The organism is Bradyrhizobium forestalis (assembly GCF_002795245.1).
GTDB lineage: Bacteria > Pseudomonadota > Alphaproteobacteria > Rhizobiales > Xanthobacteraceae > Bradyrhizobium > Bradyrhizobium forestalis.
In genome coordinates this window covers 49,245-66,340 of sequence record NZ_PGVG01000033.1, presented here as the reverse complement: position 1 = coordinate 66,340, position 17,096 = coordinate 49,245, and the positions used below count along the sequence as shown (strand labels likewise).

At 65.4% G+C, this 17,096-nt stretch carries 13 protein-coding genes; 9 read left to right on the top strand and 4 right to left on the bottom strand.

Annotated features, from left to right (window positions below; translation table 11 throughout):
• The first annotated feature begins 225 nt into the window (after nucleotides 1-225).
• On the top strand, nucleotides 226-1,614 hold the full coding sequence (locus CVM73_RS29665) for an MFS transporter (RefSeq protein ID WP_100235327.1): 1,389 nt from the start codon (nucleotides 226-228) through the stop codon (nucleotides 1,612-1,614).
• Nucleotides 1,615-1,618: 4 nt separating this feature from the next.
• Here the strand turns inward: CVM73_RS29665 and CVM73_RS29660 are convergent, their stop codons facing one another.
• Complete coding sequence (locus CVM73_RS29660; RefSeq protein ID WP_100235326.1) at nucleotides 1,619-3,220, bottom strand: B12-binding domain-containing radical SAM protein; 1,602 nt, start codon at nucleotides 3,218-3,220, stop codon at nucleotides 1,619-1,621.
• A 338-nt stretch (nucleotides 3,221-3,558) separates the two neighbouring features.
• On the opposite strand from CVM73_RS29660, the gene CVM73_RS29655 reads away from it, so the two are divergent.
• From CVM73_RS29655 to soxA, 7 genes are all read left to right on the top strand, one after another.
• Nucleotides 3,559-4,008, top strand: a complete 450-nt coding sequence (locus CVM73_RS29655; protein ID WP_167407135.1) for a (2Fe-2S)-binding protein — start codon at nucleotides 3,559-3,561, stop codon at nucleotides 4,006-4,008.
• A gap of 12 nt (nucleotides 4,009-4,020) precedes the next feature.
• Nucleotides 4,021-6,207 (top strand): xanthine dehydrogenase family protein molybdopterin-binding subunit, encoded by a 2,187-nt coding sequence (locus tag CVM73_RS29650; protein ID WP_100235324.1) that lies wholly within the window; start codon nucleotides 4,021-4,023, stop codon nucleotides 6,205-6,207.
• A gap of 53 nt (nucleotides 6,208-6,260) precedes the next feature.
• The gene (locus CVM73_RS29645) at nucleotides 6,261-7,532 is read left to right on the top strand and encodes an NAD(P)/FAD-dependent oxidoreductase (protein WP_100235323.1); all 1,272 of its coding nucleotides are present in this window, start codon (nucleotides 6,261-6,263) and stop codon (nucleotides 7,530-7,532) included.
• Nucleotides 7,533-7,727: 195 nt separating this feature from the next.
• Nucleotides 7,728-8,168, top strand: a complete 441-nt coding sequence (gene soxX, locus CVM73_RS29640) for a sulfur oxidation c-type cytochrome SoxX (protein ID WP_100235341.1) — start codon at nucleotides 7,728-7,730, stop codon at nucleotides 8,166-8,168.
• A 4-nt stretch (nucleotides 8,169-8,172) separates the two neighbouring features.
• Entirely contained in the window at nucleotides 8,173-8,640 is a 468-nt protein-coding gene (locus CVM73_RS29635; RefSeq protein WP_100235322.1) for a SoxY-related AACIE arm protein, read from the top strand.
• Entirely contained in the window at nucleotides 8,640-8,957 is a 318-nt protein-coding gene (gene soxZ, locus CVM73_RS29630; RefSeq protein WP_100235321.1) for a thiosulfate oxidation carrier complex protein SoxZ, read from the top strand. The genes CVM73_RS29635 and soxZ overlap by 1 nt, the downstream gene beginning before the upstream one ends.
• Nucleotides 8,954-9,736, top strand: coding sequence for a sulfur oxidation c-type cytochrome SoxA (soxA, locus tag CVM73_RS29625; RefSeq protein ID WP_167407134.1), 783 nt, complete (start codon nucleotides 8,954-8,956; stop codon nucleotides 9,734-9,736). Before soxZ ends, soxA begins: the two co-directional genes overlap by 4 nt.
• A gap of 53 nt (nucleotides 9,737-9,789) precedes the next feature.
• Here soxA and CVM73_RS29620 read toward each other — a convergent pair whose 3' ends face one another.
• From CVM73_RS29620 to CVM73_RS29610, 3 genes are all read right to left on the bottom strand, one after another.
• Nucleotides 9,790-11,457: a regulator gene (locus tag CVM73_RS29620; RefSeq protein ID WP_100235319.1), complete on the bottom strand. Its 1,668-nt coding sequence runs from the start codon at nucleotides 11,455-11,457 to the stop codon at nucleotides 9,790-9,792.
• A gap of 11 nt (nucleotides 11,458-11,468) precedes the next feature.
• Nucleotides 11,469-12,167: a cysteine hydrolase family protein gene (locus CVM73_RS29615; RefSeq protein ID WP_100235318.1), complete on the bottom strand. Its 699-nt coding sequence runs from the start codon at nucleotides 12,165-12,167 to the stop codon at nucleotides 11,469-11,471.
• A 327-nt stretch (nucleotides 12,168-12,494) separates the two neighbouring features.
• Entirely contained in the window at nucleotides 12,495-13,436 is a 942-nt protein-coding gene (locus tag CVM73_RS29610; protein ID WP_100235317.1) for a hypothetical protein, read from the bottom strand.
• A 165-nt stretch (nucleotides 13,437-13,601) separates the two neighbouring features.
• Between CVM73_RS29610 and CVM73_RS29605 the strand changes: the two genes are divergently transcribed.
• The gene (locus tag CVM73_RS29605) at nucleotides 13,602-17,078 is read left to right on the top strand and encodes an indolepyruvate ferredoxin oxidoreductase family protein (protein WP_100235316.1); all 3,477 of its coding nucleotides are present in this window, start codon (nucleotides 13,602-13,604) and stop codon (nucleotides 17,076-17,078) included.
• Nucleotides 17,079-17,096: the final 18 nt, after the last annotated feature.

Sequence of the window (17,096 nt, the reverse complement as noted above, 5' to 3'; positions counted from 1 at the left end):
CCCAGCGAGATCACGATGTCAGGCGTGACCAGCAACTCGCCATGGCCCTGCTCCTTGTTGCAGTCGGCGTAAAACCGGCGCGGTCATCCGCTTCGGCGCGGCAGCCGCATCGCCTGACCTTCGCGCATGCACAGCATGCAAGCATATGCCTGTGGAAGGCGGCCGGGCCGTAGTACATGCCGAAAGTCCCACGATGGCCGCCCGCCGGAGCAACGCGCTAACGCAATGACAATCACGTTACCTGCCGCCGCGCGCGAGCCCGACCACCCCATCGCCGACGGCCTTCCGGCCACGCAACGGCGCTGGGCGATCGCCGCGATCTTCACCGCGCTGGCGATGGCCTCGCTCGACACCGCGATCGCCAACATCGCCCTGCCCGCCATCGCCGCCGATCTGCATGTCAGCCCGGAACAGTCGGTCTGGGTGGTCAACGTCTACCAGATCGCGCTGGTGGCGACGCTGCTGCCGCTCGGGGCGCTCGGCGAGATCGTCGGGCACCAGCGCATCTATCTCGGCGGCCTCATCCTGTTCACCATCGCCTCGCTGTTCTGCGCGGTGGCATGGTCACTGGAGAGTCTCCTGGTCGCACGCACGCTGCAAGGGTTGGGCGCGAGCGGCATCATGAGCGTCAACACGGCGCTGGTGCGCTTCGTCTATCCGGGGCGGATGCTCGGCCGCGGCTTCGGCCACAACGCGCTGGTGGTCGCAACCGCCTTCACCTTCGGGCCCTCGATCGCCTCCGCCATCCTGGCGATCGGTCCATGGCCCTGGCTGTTCGCCGTCAACATTCCGTTCGGTCTCGTCGCCATCGGCATCGGTTTTGCGATGCTGCCGAAGACGCCTCGCGCCGATCACGGTTTCGATTTTCTCGGCGCGCTCCTCGCCGCCGCCTGCCTCGGCCTGTTCATCACGGGCATCGGCAGCGCCGCGCATAGCCTGTCGCCGGTGGTCGTGGGCGTCGAGCTGGTCACCGCCCTCGTGCTCGGCTTCATCCTGACCCGCCGCCACGCCGATCATCCCGCGCCAATGCTGCCGATCGACCTGTTCGCCAGGCCGATGTTCGCGCTGTCGGCGGCAACGGCGGTGTGCTCCTTCGCCGTCCAGGGCCTCGCCTTCGTCTCGCTGCCGTTCTATTTCGAGGACGTGCTGGGACGGTCGCAGGTCGAGACCGGCTTTTTCATGACGCCGTGGCCGCTGGTGGTCGGCATCATGGCGCCGATCGCCGGGCGTCTCTCCGACCGGCACGCGGTCGGCCTGCTCGGCGGCATCGGGCTCGTGCTGCTCGGCCTCGGCATGGCTCTGCTCGCGACGCTTCCGGCCAATCCCGCCATCCCCGACATCATCTGGCGGATGGTGATCTGCGGCATGGGATTCGGCTTCTTCCAGGCGCCGAACATGAAGGCGGTGATGTCGAGCGCGCCGCCGCATCGCAGCGGCAGCGCCTCCGGCATCGTCGCCACCGCGCGCCTGACGGGACAGACGACCGGCGCGGCGCTCGCCGCCTTGTGCTTTGCGCTCGCCGGACACGACGGCGCGACACTGGCGCTGGCGCTCGGCGCAGGTTTCGCCGCGCTCGGCAGCGTGATGAGCTTCTCGCGGCTCGCGGTAAGGTAGGCCGTCAGGCCGCCGTCACGCCGACAGCAGGCGTGACGGTCTCGTTGTCCAGCGCAGCCAGGCGCTCATCGATGGCCGCGATGACCTTGCGCGAGAACGGTCCGAGATGCGCATAGGCCGCGATCATCTGCACGGCGATGCGGGCCGATGACGTGTCACGCTTGGCGCAGTTCATGAACGTCTGCCACAGCGGCCCCCGCGCCTCAGGAAGGGCGGTGACGATCTTGTGCACCGTCTCCATCGCCCCTAGCCTGGCGCGGATATCTCCTTCGGCGAGCTCGGGGCGCTGCCTGGATCGATCCAGCAGCGTCATCAGGCGGTCGACGCGTCGTGCATAGGCTGCCGGGCTGTAGATGTGCTCCAGCACCCGCTTGTAGTCCATCAGGATGTCGCGCAACGGGCGGACCGGATCGAAGTTGATGCCGGCCGTGCACTGATCGGCGCCGATGGTCGGTGCCACGTCGTGGCCTAGATGCAGGCGGCCTTCGCGCTCGAGTCGGCGCGTGAGCTGCGTGTTCGGCAAGGCATAGAGCAGGCCGACCATGGCGACGGGAATCGCCGCCTCCTCGATGAATTCGATCATGGACTCCGCCATCGAGACCTTCTCGTTGTCGAAGCCGACGATGAAGCCCGCGGTGACGAGCATGCCGGCGGCGTAGATCTTGTGGATGCTCTCGGCGATGTTGCGCCGCGTGTTCTGCTTCTTCCGCATCGCGACCAGCGTCGCCGGGTCCGGACTTTCGATGCCGACGAAGATGCCGAAGAAATTGGCCGCCCCCATCAGCTCCAAGAGCTCCGGATCGTCGGCGAGGTTGACCGACGCCTCCGTGGAGAATTCGAAGGGATAGCCGTGCGCACGCTGCCATTCGGCGAGCTTCGGCAGGAATTGCCGCAGCGACTTCTTGTTGCCGATGAAATTGTCGTCGACAAAGTCGAGATGGCCGCGGTAGCCCATCTTGTAGAGCGTCTCGAGCTCGACGAACATCTGCTCGATCGTCTTGGTCCGCGGCACGCGCCCGTAGAGCTCGATGATGTCGCAGAACTCGCAGGTGAAGGGACAGCCGCGCGAATACTGCACTCCGAGATAGAGATAGTCCTCGAACTTGAGCAGGTCGAAACGCGGCACCGGCGTCTTGGTGACGTCGGCCTGGAACTTCGGTGCGGTGAAGACGCCAGACCGCGCGCCACTCTCCCAGGCCGCGATGAATTGGTCGATGACGCTCTCGGCCTCGCCGAGCACCCGGAAGTCGGCCCGCTCATAGATGTGGGGGCTCGAGGTGGGATCGGGACCGCCGACCACCACCGGCTTGCCCGCCGCGCGGCAGAGCTCGATCAGGCGCAGCGTGTCGGCCTGCTGCGGCAACATTCCGCCGGTGAAGACGACGTCGGCCCAGGCGAGATCCTCCTCGCCGAAGGACGCCGTGTTGCAATCGATCAGCCGGACCGTCCAGCTCTCGGGCAACATCGCGGCAACGGTGATCAGGCCCAAAGGGGCGGCCGGGCGCTTGACGCCCATCACTTTGCAGGATTCGCCAAAGCTCCAGAAGGACTCTGCCGAGAACAGCGGGTAGAGCATCAGTACGTTGCAGGGACTCGGCACGTTCATGGAACTCCTTTTGCGTCGGCGCAGTGTACCAAAGCGCCCGCGTCTTGCACCCCGGCAAAAGTGACAAACTGTCGCCACTGTTCAAGCCGCGATCCGGTCGGGAACCGACCTTCACGGCCGGACGTCGCCTAAAGCCGCGGATTGGCGCGCATGGAAGGGGCGCCAATCCGAATCGATTGCGAAGGGATGAGGCAAAACAACGCCCCGGTCCATACTCCAAAGCGGCAGTGCCATGCATCCCGGCCACCCCTCGGACTGTTGATTTGAACCGTTCCAGTTTGCCGGACACATTGCGCCCCTGAGTTCAATCGGTGGATTGGGCCAATCAGGGGACTGCGATGGCAAACCTAACAATCAACGGAAAAACCCTCACCCTCGACGTCGAGCCGGATACGCCGCTGCTCTGGGCGATCCGCGAGAATGCCGGTCTGACCGGCACCAAATACGGTTGCGGCATTGCACAATGCGGCGCCTGCACGGTTCACATCGATGGCGTGGCGATGCGCTCCTGCGGCGTTTCGGTCAGTGAGGCCGAGGGCAAGAAGATCACCACCATCGAGGGGCTCGCCTCGGGCAATACGCTGCATAAGGTGCAGGACGCCTGGATCGCGCACGACGTGCCGCAGTGCGGCTACTGCCAGAGCGGCATGATCATGGCGGTGGCGGCGCTCTTGAACGAGAAGCCGAAGCCGACCGACGCCGACATCGACGAGGCCATCACCAATATCTGCCGCTGCGGCACCTTCCAGCAGGTGCGCGAGGCGATCCACACGATCGCAAGCGCGTAAGGAAATCCCCACATGAACAAGCATATCTCGCCGCGGCTCAACCGCCGCGCCTTCGTCATCGGCACGGCCGCGGTCGGTGCCGGCCTCGCCATCGGTCTCGACATCCCCTTCGGCGGCCCCGCCGTGGTCCGCGCCGCCGACGGCTCGCCCGAGATCGGCGCCTGGGTCGTGGTCAGGCCCGATGACACCGTGGTGATCCGCATCGCCCGCTCCGAGATGGGCCAGGGCTCGCTGACCGGTCTCGCCCAGCTCGTCGCCGAGGAGCTCGAATGCGACTGGACCAAGGTCACGACCGAATATCCGACCCCCGGCCAGAGCGTCGCCCGCAAGCGCGTCTGGGGCGATTTCTCGACCGGCGGCAGCCGCGGCATCCGCTCCTCGCAGGACTATGTCCGCAAGGGCGGCGCCACCGCGCGCGTGATGCTGATCCAGGCCGCCGCCGATGCGTGGAAGGTGCCGGCGTCCGAATGCACGGCCGCGAACAGCGTCATCACCCATAAGCCCTCGGGCCGGACCACGACCTATGGCAAGGTCGCCGAGGCTGCGGCGAAGCTGACGCCGCCGGCGGACGTCAAGCTGAAGGATCCGAAGGACTGGAAGCTGATCGGCAAGGGCGTGAAGCGGCTCGACACCGTCGACAAGACCACCGGCGCCATGATCTACGGCGCTGACGTCAAGCTGCCGGGCATGCTGAACGCCGCGATCAAGGACTGCCCGGTTTTCGGCGGCAAGCTGAAGAGCTTTGACGAAGCCAAGATCGCCGGGATGAAAGGCGTCAAGAAGGTCGTCAAGGTCGGCGACACCGCCGTCGCAGTTGTCGCCGACACCTGGTGGCACGCCAAGACCGCGCTGGAGGCGCTGCCGATCACCTGGGACGAAGGTGACAACGCCAAAGTCTCCAGCGCCTCGATTGCGAAATGGCTGGCCGAGGGGCTCGACGATTCGCAGCCGGCCTATGTCGGCAACAAGAACGGCGACGCGAAAGCCGCGATCGCCGGCGCCGCCAGGAAGGTCGAGGCCGTCTACAGCTATCCCTACCAGAACCACGCCACCATGGAGCCGATGAACGCGACCGCGCTCTACACGGCGGACAAATGCGAGGTCTGGTGTGGCACGCAGAATGGCGAGGCGGCCTTCGCGGCGGTGCTGGAGGCGTCCGGCCTGCCGGCCGAGAAGTGTGACGTGCACAAGGTGATGCTCGGCGGCGGCTTCGGCCGGCGCGGCCAGACCGACTATGTCCGCCAGGCCGTCATCATCGCGAAGCAGATGCCGGGCACGCCGATCAAGCTGCTCTGGTCGCGCGAAGAGGACATGGCGCACGGCCGGTATCACCCCATCACCCAGTGCAAGATGACCGGCGCATTCGACGCCAACGACAATCTGATCGCGCTGCACTACCGCCTGTCCGGGCAATCGATCCTGTTCTCGCTGCGCCCCGAAGCGCTGCAGAACGGCATGGATCCGGCGGCCTTCCAGGGCGTCGCCCAATCCGGCGAGGCCGCGGTCGGCTATTCGGTGCCGAACCTTCTGGTCGAGCATGCGATGCGCAACCCGCACGTTCCGCCGGGTTTCTGGCGCGGCGTCAACGTCAATCACAATGCGATCTACATGGAATGCTTCATGGACGAGCTGGCCCAGGCCGCAGGCCAGGACCCGCTCGAATTCCGCCGCAAGCTGATGGGCAATCATCCCAAGCACCTCGCGGTGCTCAATGCGGTGGCCGAGAAGATCGGCTGGAGCACGCCGGCGCCGCAGGGCGTCTATCGCGGCATCGCCCAGGTCATGGGCTACGGCAGCTATGTCGCCGGCGCCGCCGAGATCTCGGTGACCGACGGCAGCAAGATCAAGGTGCATCGCATCGTCGCCTCCACCGATCCGGGCTACGTCGTCAATCCGGCGCAGGTCGAGCGGCAGGTCGCGGGCTCCTTCGTCTATGGACTCTCGGCGCTGTTCTATGGCGGCTGCACCGTCAAGGACGGCAAGATCGAGCAGACCAACTTCGACACCTACAACTCGATGCGCATCAACGAGATGCCGAAGGTGGAGACGGTGATGGTGCCGAGCGGCGGCTTCTGGGGCGGTGTCGGCGAGCCGACCATCGGCGTCGCGGCGCCGGCGGTGCTGAACGCGTACTTCGCCGCGACCGGCAAGCGCGTCCGCTCGGTGCCGCTGCGCGACCAGAACATCACCTTCGCGTAAGAGACGCCGCGGCGGCCGTGTCGGCCGCCGCGGCATTTTCCCGGGCAAGCCTCATGAACGTGCCGGTGACACGGCGGAATGCCGTCCTCGGCATCACCGCCGCGGCTACATCACTCGCTGCACCTTCGATCCTGCGTGCGCAATCGGCGGGCCAGATCGTCGTGGTCGGCGGCGGCTTTGGCGGCGCGGCCTGTGCGCGTGCGCTCAAGCGCGCCGACGCGAAATTGCAGGTCACGCTGATCGAGCCGAGCAAGAGCTACATCTCCTGCCCCTTCAGCAACGAGGTGATCGCGGGCCTGCGCGAGATCGAGGCGCAGCAGTTCGGCTACGACAAGCTCGCCGCCGAGGGTATCAACATCGTCGCTCAGGCTGCGACGACCATTGACACGCACAAGCGTGGGCTGACGACAGGCGATGGCGGCACGTTTGGCTATGACCGGCTCGTGCTCTCGCCCGGCATCGACTTCCATCTCGAAGCCCTGCCCGGCTATGACGATGCAGCGTCAGAGACGATGCCGCACGCCTGGAAGGCCGGCGCGCAAACGCTTTTGCTGCGCAGGCAATTGGAAGCGATGGCGGACGGCGGCACGGTCGCCATTGCAATCCCGGCCAATCCCTCACGCTGTCCGCCTGCGCCTTATGAGCGCGCCGGCCTGATCGCGCATTACCTGAAGGCAAAGAAGCCGCGCTCGAAAGTTCTGATCCTCGATGCCAAGGACAATTTCTCCCAGCAGCGGCTGTTCGAAAAGGCGTGGAAGGAGCTCTACGGCGACATGATCGAGCGCGTCGCACTGTCACAGGGCGGCCGCGTGACATCCGTGGATCCTTCGACCAAGACCATCATCACCGAGTTCGGCAACTACACCCCGGATGTCGCCAACGTCATCCCGCCGCAGCGCGCCGGGCGCGTTGCCGCGATCGCAGGCACTGCGGATGCGACCGGCTGGTGCCCGATCGATCCCACCACCTTCGAGTCGAAACTCGTCAAAGACATCCACGTCATTGGCGATGCCTGCCTCGGCGGCGGCATCCCCAAATCGGCATCGGCTGCGAGCGCGCAGGGCAAGGCCTGCGCTGGCGCGATCGTCAATCTGCTCGCGGGCCGCGCGCCGGAGACGCCGCGGCTCACAGGCGTCTGCTACAACATTGTCGCCCCGGGCTACGGCTTCTCGCTCACCGGCAACTACCAGCCGAAGGACGACATCTTCGCCGAGGTCGAGGGCGGCGCCACGAGCCCGGTCGACGCTCCGCGCGAATTGCGCGCCCGGGAGGCAGCTGAAGCCGAGCGCTGGTTTCGGATCATCACCGCGGATTGTTTTGGCTGACGCATCATGAAACCAAGCCGTCGCCATGAACGCGGTGCGCCCCCTCCCCCGCCTGCGGGGGAGGGTTGGGGAGAGGGTTTCTCCACAAGCGAAAATCCCCAAGAGGGAAGAGCCCTCACCCGCCGCTTCGCGGCGGCCTCTCCCGCAAGCGGGAGAGGCAAGAGGAGTGCGCGGCGATCTCAGTCATTCCATCCAATACCTGCAATTGCGGCATGCATCGTAGCGAGCCTCGCCTTCGTCTTGCCCACCCAAGCGAACAAGCTCTTGCCCTACACAATCATCGGCGATGGCATTCCCGTTTCACTCACAGGCTCACCCGGCGATGCCGCGCGCGGCCGCGCGTTGGTGCTAGCGCGCACCACGACCTGCATCCTCTGCCATTCCGGCCCATTCCCGGAGACCCGGTTTCAGGGCGACCTTGCGCCTGATCTCACCGGCACCGGGAACCGGTGGTCGGTGAGCCAGTTGCGGCTTCGACTGGTCGATGCCTCGCGCTTCAATCCGGACACCATCATGCCGTCCTACTATCGCAACGACGGCCTCGTCCGCGTCGGACGTAACTTCGCCGGCAAGCCGATATTGTCGGCTGCGGAGATCGAGGACATCGTGGCTTTTCTTGCAACGCTTCGGGACTGAGTTCATGCCAACTACGCGACGACAATTCCTGAACCTCGCCGGAGGCGTGACAGTCGCCGGCACGATCCCGATCGTCTCGCTGCGGCCGCTCGAAGCAACACCGGCGATGCTCAACACCGCGATCCGCAACGTCGTCGGTGAAGCACAGATTCACACTGGCAGGGTCAAGCTCGACATTCCGCCACTGGTCGAGAACGGCAACACGGTGCCGATGACGGTGAGCGTTGCCAGTCCCATGACGGCGGACGACCACGTCAAGAGCATCCACGTCTTCAACGAGAAGAACCCGCAGCCGAACATCGGCAATTTCCATCTCGGTCCCGCCTCCGGCCGGGCCCAGGTCTCGACGCGAATTCGGCTCGCCGACACCCAGAAGGTGGTCGCGATCGCCCGCCTCTCCGACGACACGTTCTGGCAAATTGCCGCCGACGTCGTCGTGACGCTGGCCGCCTGCACCGAGGAGATGAACTGATGGCCGCCCTCATCAACGTTCCCTCGAAGGCCAAACGCGGCGACATCATCGAGATCCGCACGCTGACCTCGCACATCATGGAGACCGGTTTCCGCCACACCGCCGACGGCAAGCTGGTGCCGCGCAACATCATCACGAGCTTCATTTGCCGCTACAACGGCGCCGAGGTCTTTCGCGCAGATCTGTTTCCGGCGATCGCGGCCAATCCTTACCTCTCCTTCTTCACGGTGGCCAAGGAGAGCGGCAAGTTCGAGTTCGAGTGGATCGGCGACAACGGCTATTCGTCCACCGCATCGGCATCGATCACGGTCGAATGATTTCTTGGCGCGCGATAGCCGCGGCGACATTGCTCGCCGCGGCGGCCCCTGTCCTGCTCGCCGGTGAAATCCCGCCCGATGCGCGCCGGTCCGGCTATGCCTTCATGGGGGCCGACACGCGCGCGATGCAGGACGACGACACCTCCAATCCGGGAATGCTGTTCGTGCTCGACGGCGAGGCGTTGTGGGCGAAGAAGATCGGCAGCGCCGACAAAGCCTGCGCCGATTGTCATGGCGATGCGCAGAGCAGCATGAAGGGCGTCGCGGCGCGCTATCCCGCCTTCGACAAGGCCCTCGGCCGTCCCGTCACGCTCGATCAGCGGATCATTCTCTGCCGCGCCAATCATCAGCAGGCGACGCCGCTGCCCTATGAGAGCCGTGATCTGCTCGCATTGTCCGCCTTCATCGCCCACCAGTCGCGCGGCACCCCGATCACGGCCGGTGACGATCCGCAAGCCAAGCCCTTTGTCGAGCAGGGCCGCGTGCTGTACATGCAGCGCGCAGGCCAGCTCAACCTCGCCTGCACCAACTGCCACGACGACAATTTCGACAAGCGCCTCGCCGGCGCGCCGATCACCCAAGCGCAGCCGACCGGCTATCCGCTCTATCGGCTGGAATGGCAGACGCTGGGCTCGCTGGAGCGGCGGCTGCGCAGCTGCATGAGCGGCGTTCGCGCCCAAGCCTATGACTATGGTTCACCCGAGCTGGTCGCGCTCGAGCTCTATCTGATGTCGCGGGCTCATGGCCTGCCGATGGAGACGCCGGCGGTGCGGCCCTGAAACCGCAACGGCCGGGACGTCGCCCGGCCGTTTCCTCGAAGTGAAAGCCGCACCTACTCCGCCGGCGCGGCCGACATCTCCGGATGCGCGGCATAGGGTTCGCTGGCGCCGAGCTTGCCGGCGGCGAACAGGCCAGCCGCCATCACGGCGTAGGTGAACGCGACTGCGGGCGTCACGCCAAAGCCGCCACCGATGCCGACGGCCTCGCCGTGCATGAAGCCGAAGTAGGTCAGCACCGCACCGACCAGTGCGAAGGCCGAGGCTTTCTCGAAGTCGCGCTCGATGATGAAGACGCCGATCGCGCCCAGCACGAGACCGCCGAGGATCGAGCCGCCACCCATCACCTCGAGACCGTGATAGAACACGCCCTGCTGCGGCAGCGCAGCGATCGCGGCGGCCTTGACCGCATCGGCCTTGTCGGCCGCCAATCCGCCGACGGTTGCCGCCGCGTTCATGGTGGAGCCGAGCATCGTGTCGATCTGGAGCTTTGCCCAGGCGGCAAGATGCGGGGTCAGCGCCAGCACGATCGCGGGCGCGTGCTTGACCGGCGTGGTCTGGAACGCCTGCGCGCCGATCAGCATGCCGATGTAGAGCAGGATCGGCGAGATCGCGACGACAGGCACGAGTGCCAGCAGCACCGAGATGATCCCGAACCAGGACAGCACCACCACCATGATGCCGGTCGCCGCCGAATAGCCGATGCGGCCGCCCATCGCCTTCCAGCCGGGATGGCCGATATAGACGGCGTTGATGAAGGGATTGCCCATCAGGCAGCCGATCAGGCTGACGATGCCGTCAGCGGTGAGCACGCGCGTGGTCGGATATTCGTCGCCGGCAGCCTCCGCGCTCTCGACATTGTCCATGGCCTCGACGAGGTCGTAGATGCCGAACGGAATGGCGGTGACGAGGATGATGCCGAGGAACTCGAAGCCGGAGAAGACATAGCCTACGGCCGGGATCGGTACCGAGAAACCAAAATTGGCAAAGGCCGCGCCGACGCCTTTGAGGCTCAAGCCGCCGAGACCGAGCCCGAACAGGTTCGAACCCCAGGCGATGATCATGCCGGCCGCGATCGCGACGAGTCCGGCGGGAACGCCGCGCCAATACTTCACACCACCGAACCAGCTCACCAAAATGATGGCGAAGCAGACGAGGCCGATCTGCGGCGTCATGTACATCTCCAGCGCCGGCCGCATCGAGATGAAGGTGACGGAGACGCCGGCAAGCGTGCCGAGCAGCGCCGCGCGCGGCGTGATCTTGCGGATGAACGGCGCGATGAAGCCGCCGATCATGAGAATGAAGCTCTGGAAGAACACCCAGACGAGGCCCGCCGACCAGCCCTTGAGCGGATCGCCGGTCTTCAGCGTGATCGGCAGCATGATCACGAAGGTGACGATGAACATGTGCGGCACGCTGACGCCAGACGGCAGCGCGCAGACGTCGTTGCGGCCGGTCTTCTGGGCCAGCCGATAGGCGAGGTACGCATAGTAGAAGGTGGAGAGACACATCATCAGCCCCAAGGCGGGCAGGATGCGGCCGAACACGAGACTATCCGGCATCTTCAGGACGAACCGCAACAGGCCCGTGAGCACCAGCATGTTGACGAGGATGTTGGTGCCGAAGCCGAAAAACGCGTTCCAGTCGCCCGATGTCCATAGTGCCGGCTTGAATCCAGACTTGTTCAGATCAGAACTGCCGGCCGTCCCCGTCAATGTGCTCATGATAATACCCCCTATGTGGTCGAAACCTTCATCGCCTCCAAGACCCCGGCTGAGCTCGCAACCCAGCCGAAGATGCCGCCCTGGGCCTTGATCATTTTCAGGCCCATCTCGTGAAATTCGGGGAAGTAGGATGCGCAGCCGTCAGAGATGACGACGCAGCGATAGCCGCGGTCATTGGCCTCGCGCACGGTGGTGTTGACGCACACTTCGGTCGTGACGCCGCACACCAGCAAATTCTCGATGCCGTATTTCTCCAGGACATCGCCGAGCTCGGTGGCGTAGAAGGCGCCCTTGCCCGGCTTGTCGATCACGATTTCGCTGTCGAGCGGATAGAGCTCGGGGATGATGTCGTGGCCGGCCTCACCGCGAATGAGAATGCGCCCCATCGGACCGGGATCGCCGATGCGAAGGCTCGGCGCGCCGCGCTCGACCTTCGCCGGCGGCGCGTCGGAGAGATCGGGCAGATGCCCCTCGCGCGTGTGGATGACCAGCATGCCGGTGTCGCGCGCCGCTGTCAGCACCGCGCCGATCGGCTTCACCGCGCCTGCGAGTTGGCTGACGTCGTTGCCGAGCGTTTCGCCGAAGCCGCCGGGCTCGAGAAAATCGCGCTGCATGTCGATGATGAGAAGCGCGGTGGCGGGCCAGTCGAGCGTGATCGGCTCGGGCTCGGCGCTGATGACGCTCTTTGTCGACTTGGCTGAGTTCAACATGACGCAGGCCCCGCGAGAACTCTCTTGGCCAGGAGTTCTGCAAGCGCCGTGCCATTGTGTACAATTGTGGTGGAGCGCGGGCGGCGATGGAATTTGTTGTTTAGTCAGATGGTTACATCGATTGTCGACGTCTGCTTATTCCCTGTGCGACGGCTTTGCGACGTGCATTTGCTTAAAGGATGAGCGCTCGCCGTTGTCATTCCGGGGCGACGCGTAAGCGTCGAGCCCGGAATCCATCGGGCAGCAGTCCGTGAGGTGAAATGGATTCCGGGTTCGCGCTACGCGCGCCCCGGAATGACGAGGAGCGCGTATGGCGACACCTTGCGCCTACGACCCTGCCCCATACAGCCGCCGATGCTCTTCTTCATACGGCGCATACGAGTCCTTCAGCGTCGCCATGTTCAGCAACATGGTCGCCACCATCGTGCCCGCCTTGTCGAACACGCGTGTCTTGACCCAGGCGCTTTCGGTGCGGCGGCTGCCGGAGAGCGCGACCACCTCGCGCTCGACTTCGTACTCCTCGCCGATGAAGAGCGGGCCGTTCACCAGGCGGATCTCCTGGTCGGCGAACAGGCCGACGGCTGGGCCCTTGGCCGGCAATGGATCCTCCTTGGAGCGGTACTGGAACAGCACGCTCAGCATCTCCATCGGGATGATGGGTTTGCCCCACGGATTATCCGCGCCCGAGTAGTAGGGCGAGCTCTCGGTGATGACGGCAAGCTTCTGCCTGAGCGAGAACGGATAGAGGTCGCCCATGTTCTGGTCGAACGCCATGCGCACCGCCTGACGCTTGCTGGTTACACCGACTTGCACATCGCGAAGAATCACAGGGTCGGCAAGCGGCTTAAGCTCACGCAGACGCAGATCAAGGGCCGTTGGGCTGTCGACGATGGAGGCCGTGCCGCGCAGCACCTCGGTGCCGTCCCGCCTGACCATCTGAATTTGACACTCCAGTTGCTCACCCGAGGAAGCCATCAGGATCGCCTGCACCTCTTCACCCTCGTAGCAGACGCTGCGATAATGCGCGGAAAGGCAGCCTCTTTCGAACCAGACCTGCCCCCATTGCCGCTCGCACAGCGGGGCAAATTGGCTGAAATGCGTCGGCCCCTCGATGGTGCCGCCCTTGAAGCCGAGCTTCTGCGCGGTCGCGTCATCGTGGATGGAGGCATGCGCGTCGTAGGTTTGCGCCTGCAACATTTGTCGCGGCCGGCGCCACGGCCCGACCAAGGCGCCTCCGGTCTGAGTGATCTCGGTATCGAACGCCGTCATGCTCTCCTCCGCGTGCAAGCCATGACTAGCAGGAGCGCCACGGATGCGGCCAGCGATATTGACTTCGCCAACGCATACTTTTGACTGTCACAATCCGCTTCGCGCAGCCGCACTCCTTCCCGCAGCGCAAACCCCACGCCGAACCAAGAGACGAGGACTTCCGAAATGACGCTGATGCAGGTCGAGCTGGACGACAAATACCGGCTCGAATCGAAGCGGATCTTCCTGTCCGGCACGCAGGCGCTGGTCCGCCTGCCTATGCTGCAGCGCGAACGCGACCGGCTCCAGGGGCTCAACACCGGCGGTTTCATTTCGGGCTATCGCGGTTCCCCGCTCGGCATGTACGACCACGCGCTGTGGCGCGCGAAGTCACACCTTCAGCAGCATGACATCGCCTTCGTCCCCGGCCTGAACGAGGATCTGGCGGCGACCGCCGTCTGGGGCAGCCAGCAGGTCGGCCTGTTCCCCGGCGCCAAGGTCGATGGCGTGTTCGGCATCTGGTACGGCAAGGGCCCGGGCGTCGACCGCTCGGTGGACGCGCTCAAGCACGCGAATGCGGCCGGCACCTCGCTCAACGGTGGCGTGCTCGCGCTCGCCGGCGACGACCACGGCTGCCAATCCTCGACCCTGGCGCATCAGAGCGAGCAGGTGTTCGCGGCGGCGCTGATCCCCGTGATCAATCCCGCGACACTCCAGGACTATCTCGACCTCGGCCTTTACGGTTTCGCGCTGTCGCGCTTCTCCGGCTGCTGGGTCGGCTTCAAGGCCATCAGCGAGACCGTCGAGAGCTCGGCCTCGATTGACAGCGATCCCGAGCGCATCAAAATTGTGCTCCCCGATGATTTCGAGATGCCGCCCGGCGGCCTCAACATCCGCTGGCCCGATCCGCCGCTGGACGCCGAGAAGCGCCTGTTCGGCCCGAAGATGGCCGCCGTGCAGGCCTTTGCCCGCGCCAACCAGCTCGACCGCATCGTGCTCGATTCCAGGCCCGCAAGGCTCGGCATCGTCGCGACCGGCAAAGCCTATCTCGATCTGCGTCAGGCCCTCGCCGACTTGGGCATCACCGACAAGGATGCGCAGGATCTGGGCTTGCGCATCTACAAGGTCGCGCTGACCTGGCCGCTGGAGGAAAGCGGCGCGAAGCGCTTCGCCGAGGGCCTTCAGGACGTGCTCGTCGTCGAGGAGAAGCGCGGCTTCATCGAAGACCAGCTGATGCGCATCCTCTACAATATCGACGCGTCCAAGCGCCCGACCGTCACCGGCAAGCGCGACGAGCGCGGCGCACCGCTGCTGCCGAGCGAGGGCGAGCTGACGCCGACCATCGTCGCGGGCGCGCTGGTGGCCCGCCTGCGCAAGCTCGGCCATCACAGCCCGGTGCTGGAGCAGCGCCTCGCCCGGCTCGAGGCGTTCGACAATCCCGTCACTACCAACACGCAGATCAAGCTCGCGCGCACGCCGTTCTTCTGCTCGGGCTGTCCGCACAATACCTCGACCCGCGTGCCCGAGGGAAGCCGCGCCATGGCCGGCATCGGCTGCCACGGCATGGCCCTGAGCATGCCGACGCGCCGTACCGATTTGATCTCGCATATGGGCGCCGAAGGCGTGAACTGGATCGGCCAGTCGCCCTTCATCACCGAGAAGCATATCTTCCAGAACCTCGGTGACGGCACATACACGCATTCCGGATTGCTGGCGCTGCGCGCCGCCTCCGCCGCCGGCATCAACATCACCTACAAGATCCTCTACAACGACGCGGTGGCGATGACCGGCGGCCAGCCGGCCGAAGGCAGCTTCAACGTCGCGCAGATCGCACATCAAGTCTGGGCCGAGGGCGTCAAGCGGCTTGCGATCGTCTCGGACGATCCGGGTAAGTACCCGCAAGGAAACTACTTCCCGCAAGGCGCGACCATCCATCACCGCCGCGAGCTCGACGCCGTGCAGCGCGAGCTGCGCGACATCAAGGGCCTCACGGTCGTTATCTACGACCAGACCTGCGCCGCCGAGAAGCGCCGCCGCCGCAAGCGCGGGCTCTATCCCGATCCCGCCAAGCGCGCCTTCATCAACGAGCTGGTCTGCGAAGGCTGCGGCGACTGCTCGCAGGCCTCCAACTGCGTCTCGGTGCAACCGCTGGAGACCGAGTTCGGCCGCAAGCGCCAGATCGACCAGTCGAACTGCAACAAGGACTTTTCCTGCGTCGAAGGCTTCTGCCCGAGTTTTGTGACCGTGCATGGCGGCAGCCTGAAGCGCATGAAGACCTCGGCGGTCGATTCCGGCCAGCTATTCGCCGATTTGCCGCTGCCGCCGGCGCGTGAGCTGGACGGCCCCTACAACATCCTGGTCACCGGCATCGGCGGCACCGGCGTCATCACCATCGGCGCGCTGCTCGGCATGGCCGCCCATGTCGACGGCCGCGGCTGCTCGGCGCTCGACTTCACCGGCCTGTCGCAGAAGAACGGCGCCGTGATGAGCCATGTGCGCATCGCACGGAGGCCGGAGGACATCTCCGCGGTCCGCATCACCACCGGCGGCGCCGACGTCATTCTCGGCTGCGACATGATCGTCTCGGCCGGCCCGACCGCGTTGAGCCGCGCCGAGCGCGGCGTGACCAAGGCCTACATCAACGCCGATTTGCAGCCGACCGCGAGCTTCGTGCAGAATCCCGATCTCGACTTCGAGATGGGCACGATGCAGACCGTGCTGCGCGACGCGATCGGCGACAAGAACCTCGACATCATCGACGCCACGGGCATTGCCGCGGCGCTGATGGGCGACAGCATCGCGACCAACCCGTTCATGCTCGGCTTCGCCTTCCAGAAGGGCGCGATCCCGCTGTCGCTGGAGGCGCTGCTCCGCGCCATCGAGATCAACGGCGCCGCAATCGAGATGAACAAGCTGGCCTTCACCTGGGGTCGCCTCGCCGCTCACAACATGTCGCGGGTGCGCAGCGTGCTCCAGTTCAAGAGCCGCGCATCCGCGCCGGCGAAATCGCTCGACGACATCATCGCAGCCCGCGCCGAGTTCCTGACCTTCTATCAGGACAAGACCTATGCCGACCGCTATCTCGCCGCGGTCGCCAAGGTGCGCAAGGCGGAAAGCGCGGCTTCGCCCACCTCCACCGAGCTGACCGAGGCCGTCGCCAAGAACCTGTTCAAGCTGATGTCCTACAAGGACGAATACGAGGTCGCGCGGCTTTATACCGACGGCAGCTTTGCCAAGAAGGTGTCGGAGAAGTTCGACGGCGACTTCACGCTGAAATACCATCTGGCGCCGCCGATCTTCGCGAAGCGCGACAAGACGACGGGCCGGCTCCGGAAGCAGGAGTTCGGCGGCTGGATGATCCACGCCTTCCGCGTTCTCGCCAGGCTCAAGTTCCTGCGCGGCAGCGCGTTCGATCCGTTCGGCCGCACCGAGGAGCGCCGCACCGAGCGCAAGCTGATCGAGGATTATCTGGCCATGATCGATCAGCGGATCGCCGGGCTGAAGGCGGAGCAGATCCCGCTGCTGGCGCGGCTTGCCCGCGTGCCGGAGACGATTCGCGGCTTCGGCCATGTCAAGGAAGCGAACGTCAAACTGGCGGCGGCCGAGACGGCGCGGCTGGAAGCGGAGTTCGAGAACAGCCGCTTTGCGGCGGCGGCGGAGTAAGGCAAGCCACCACCACAC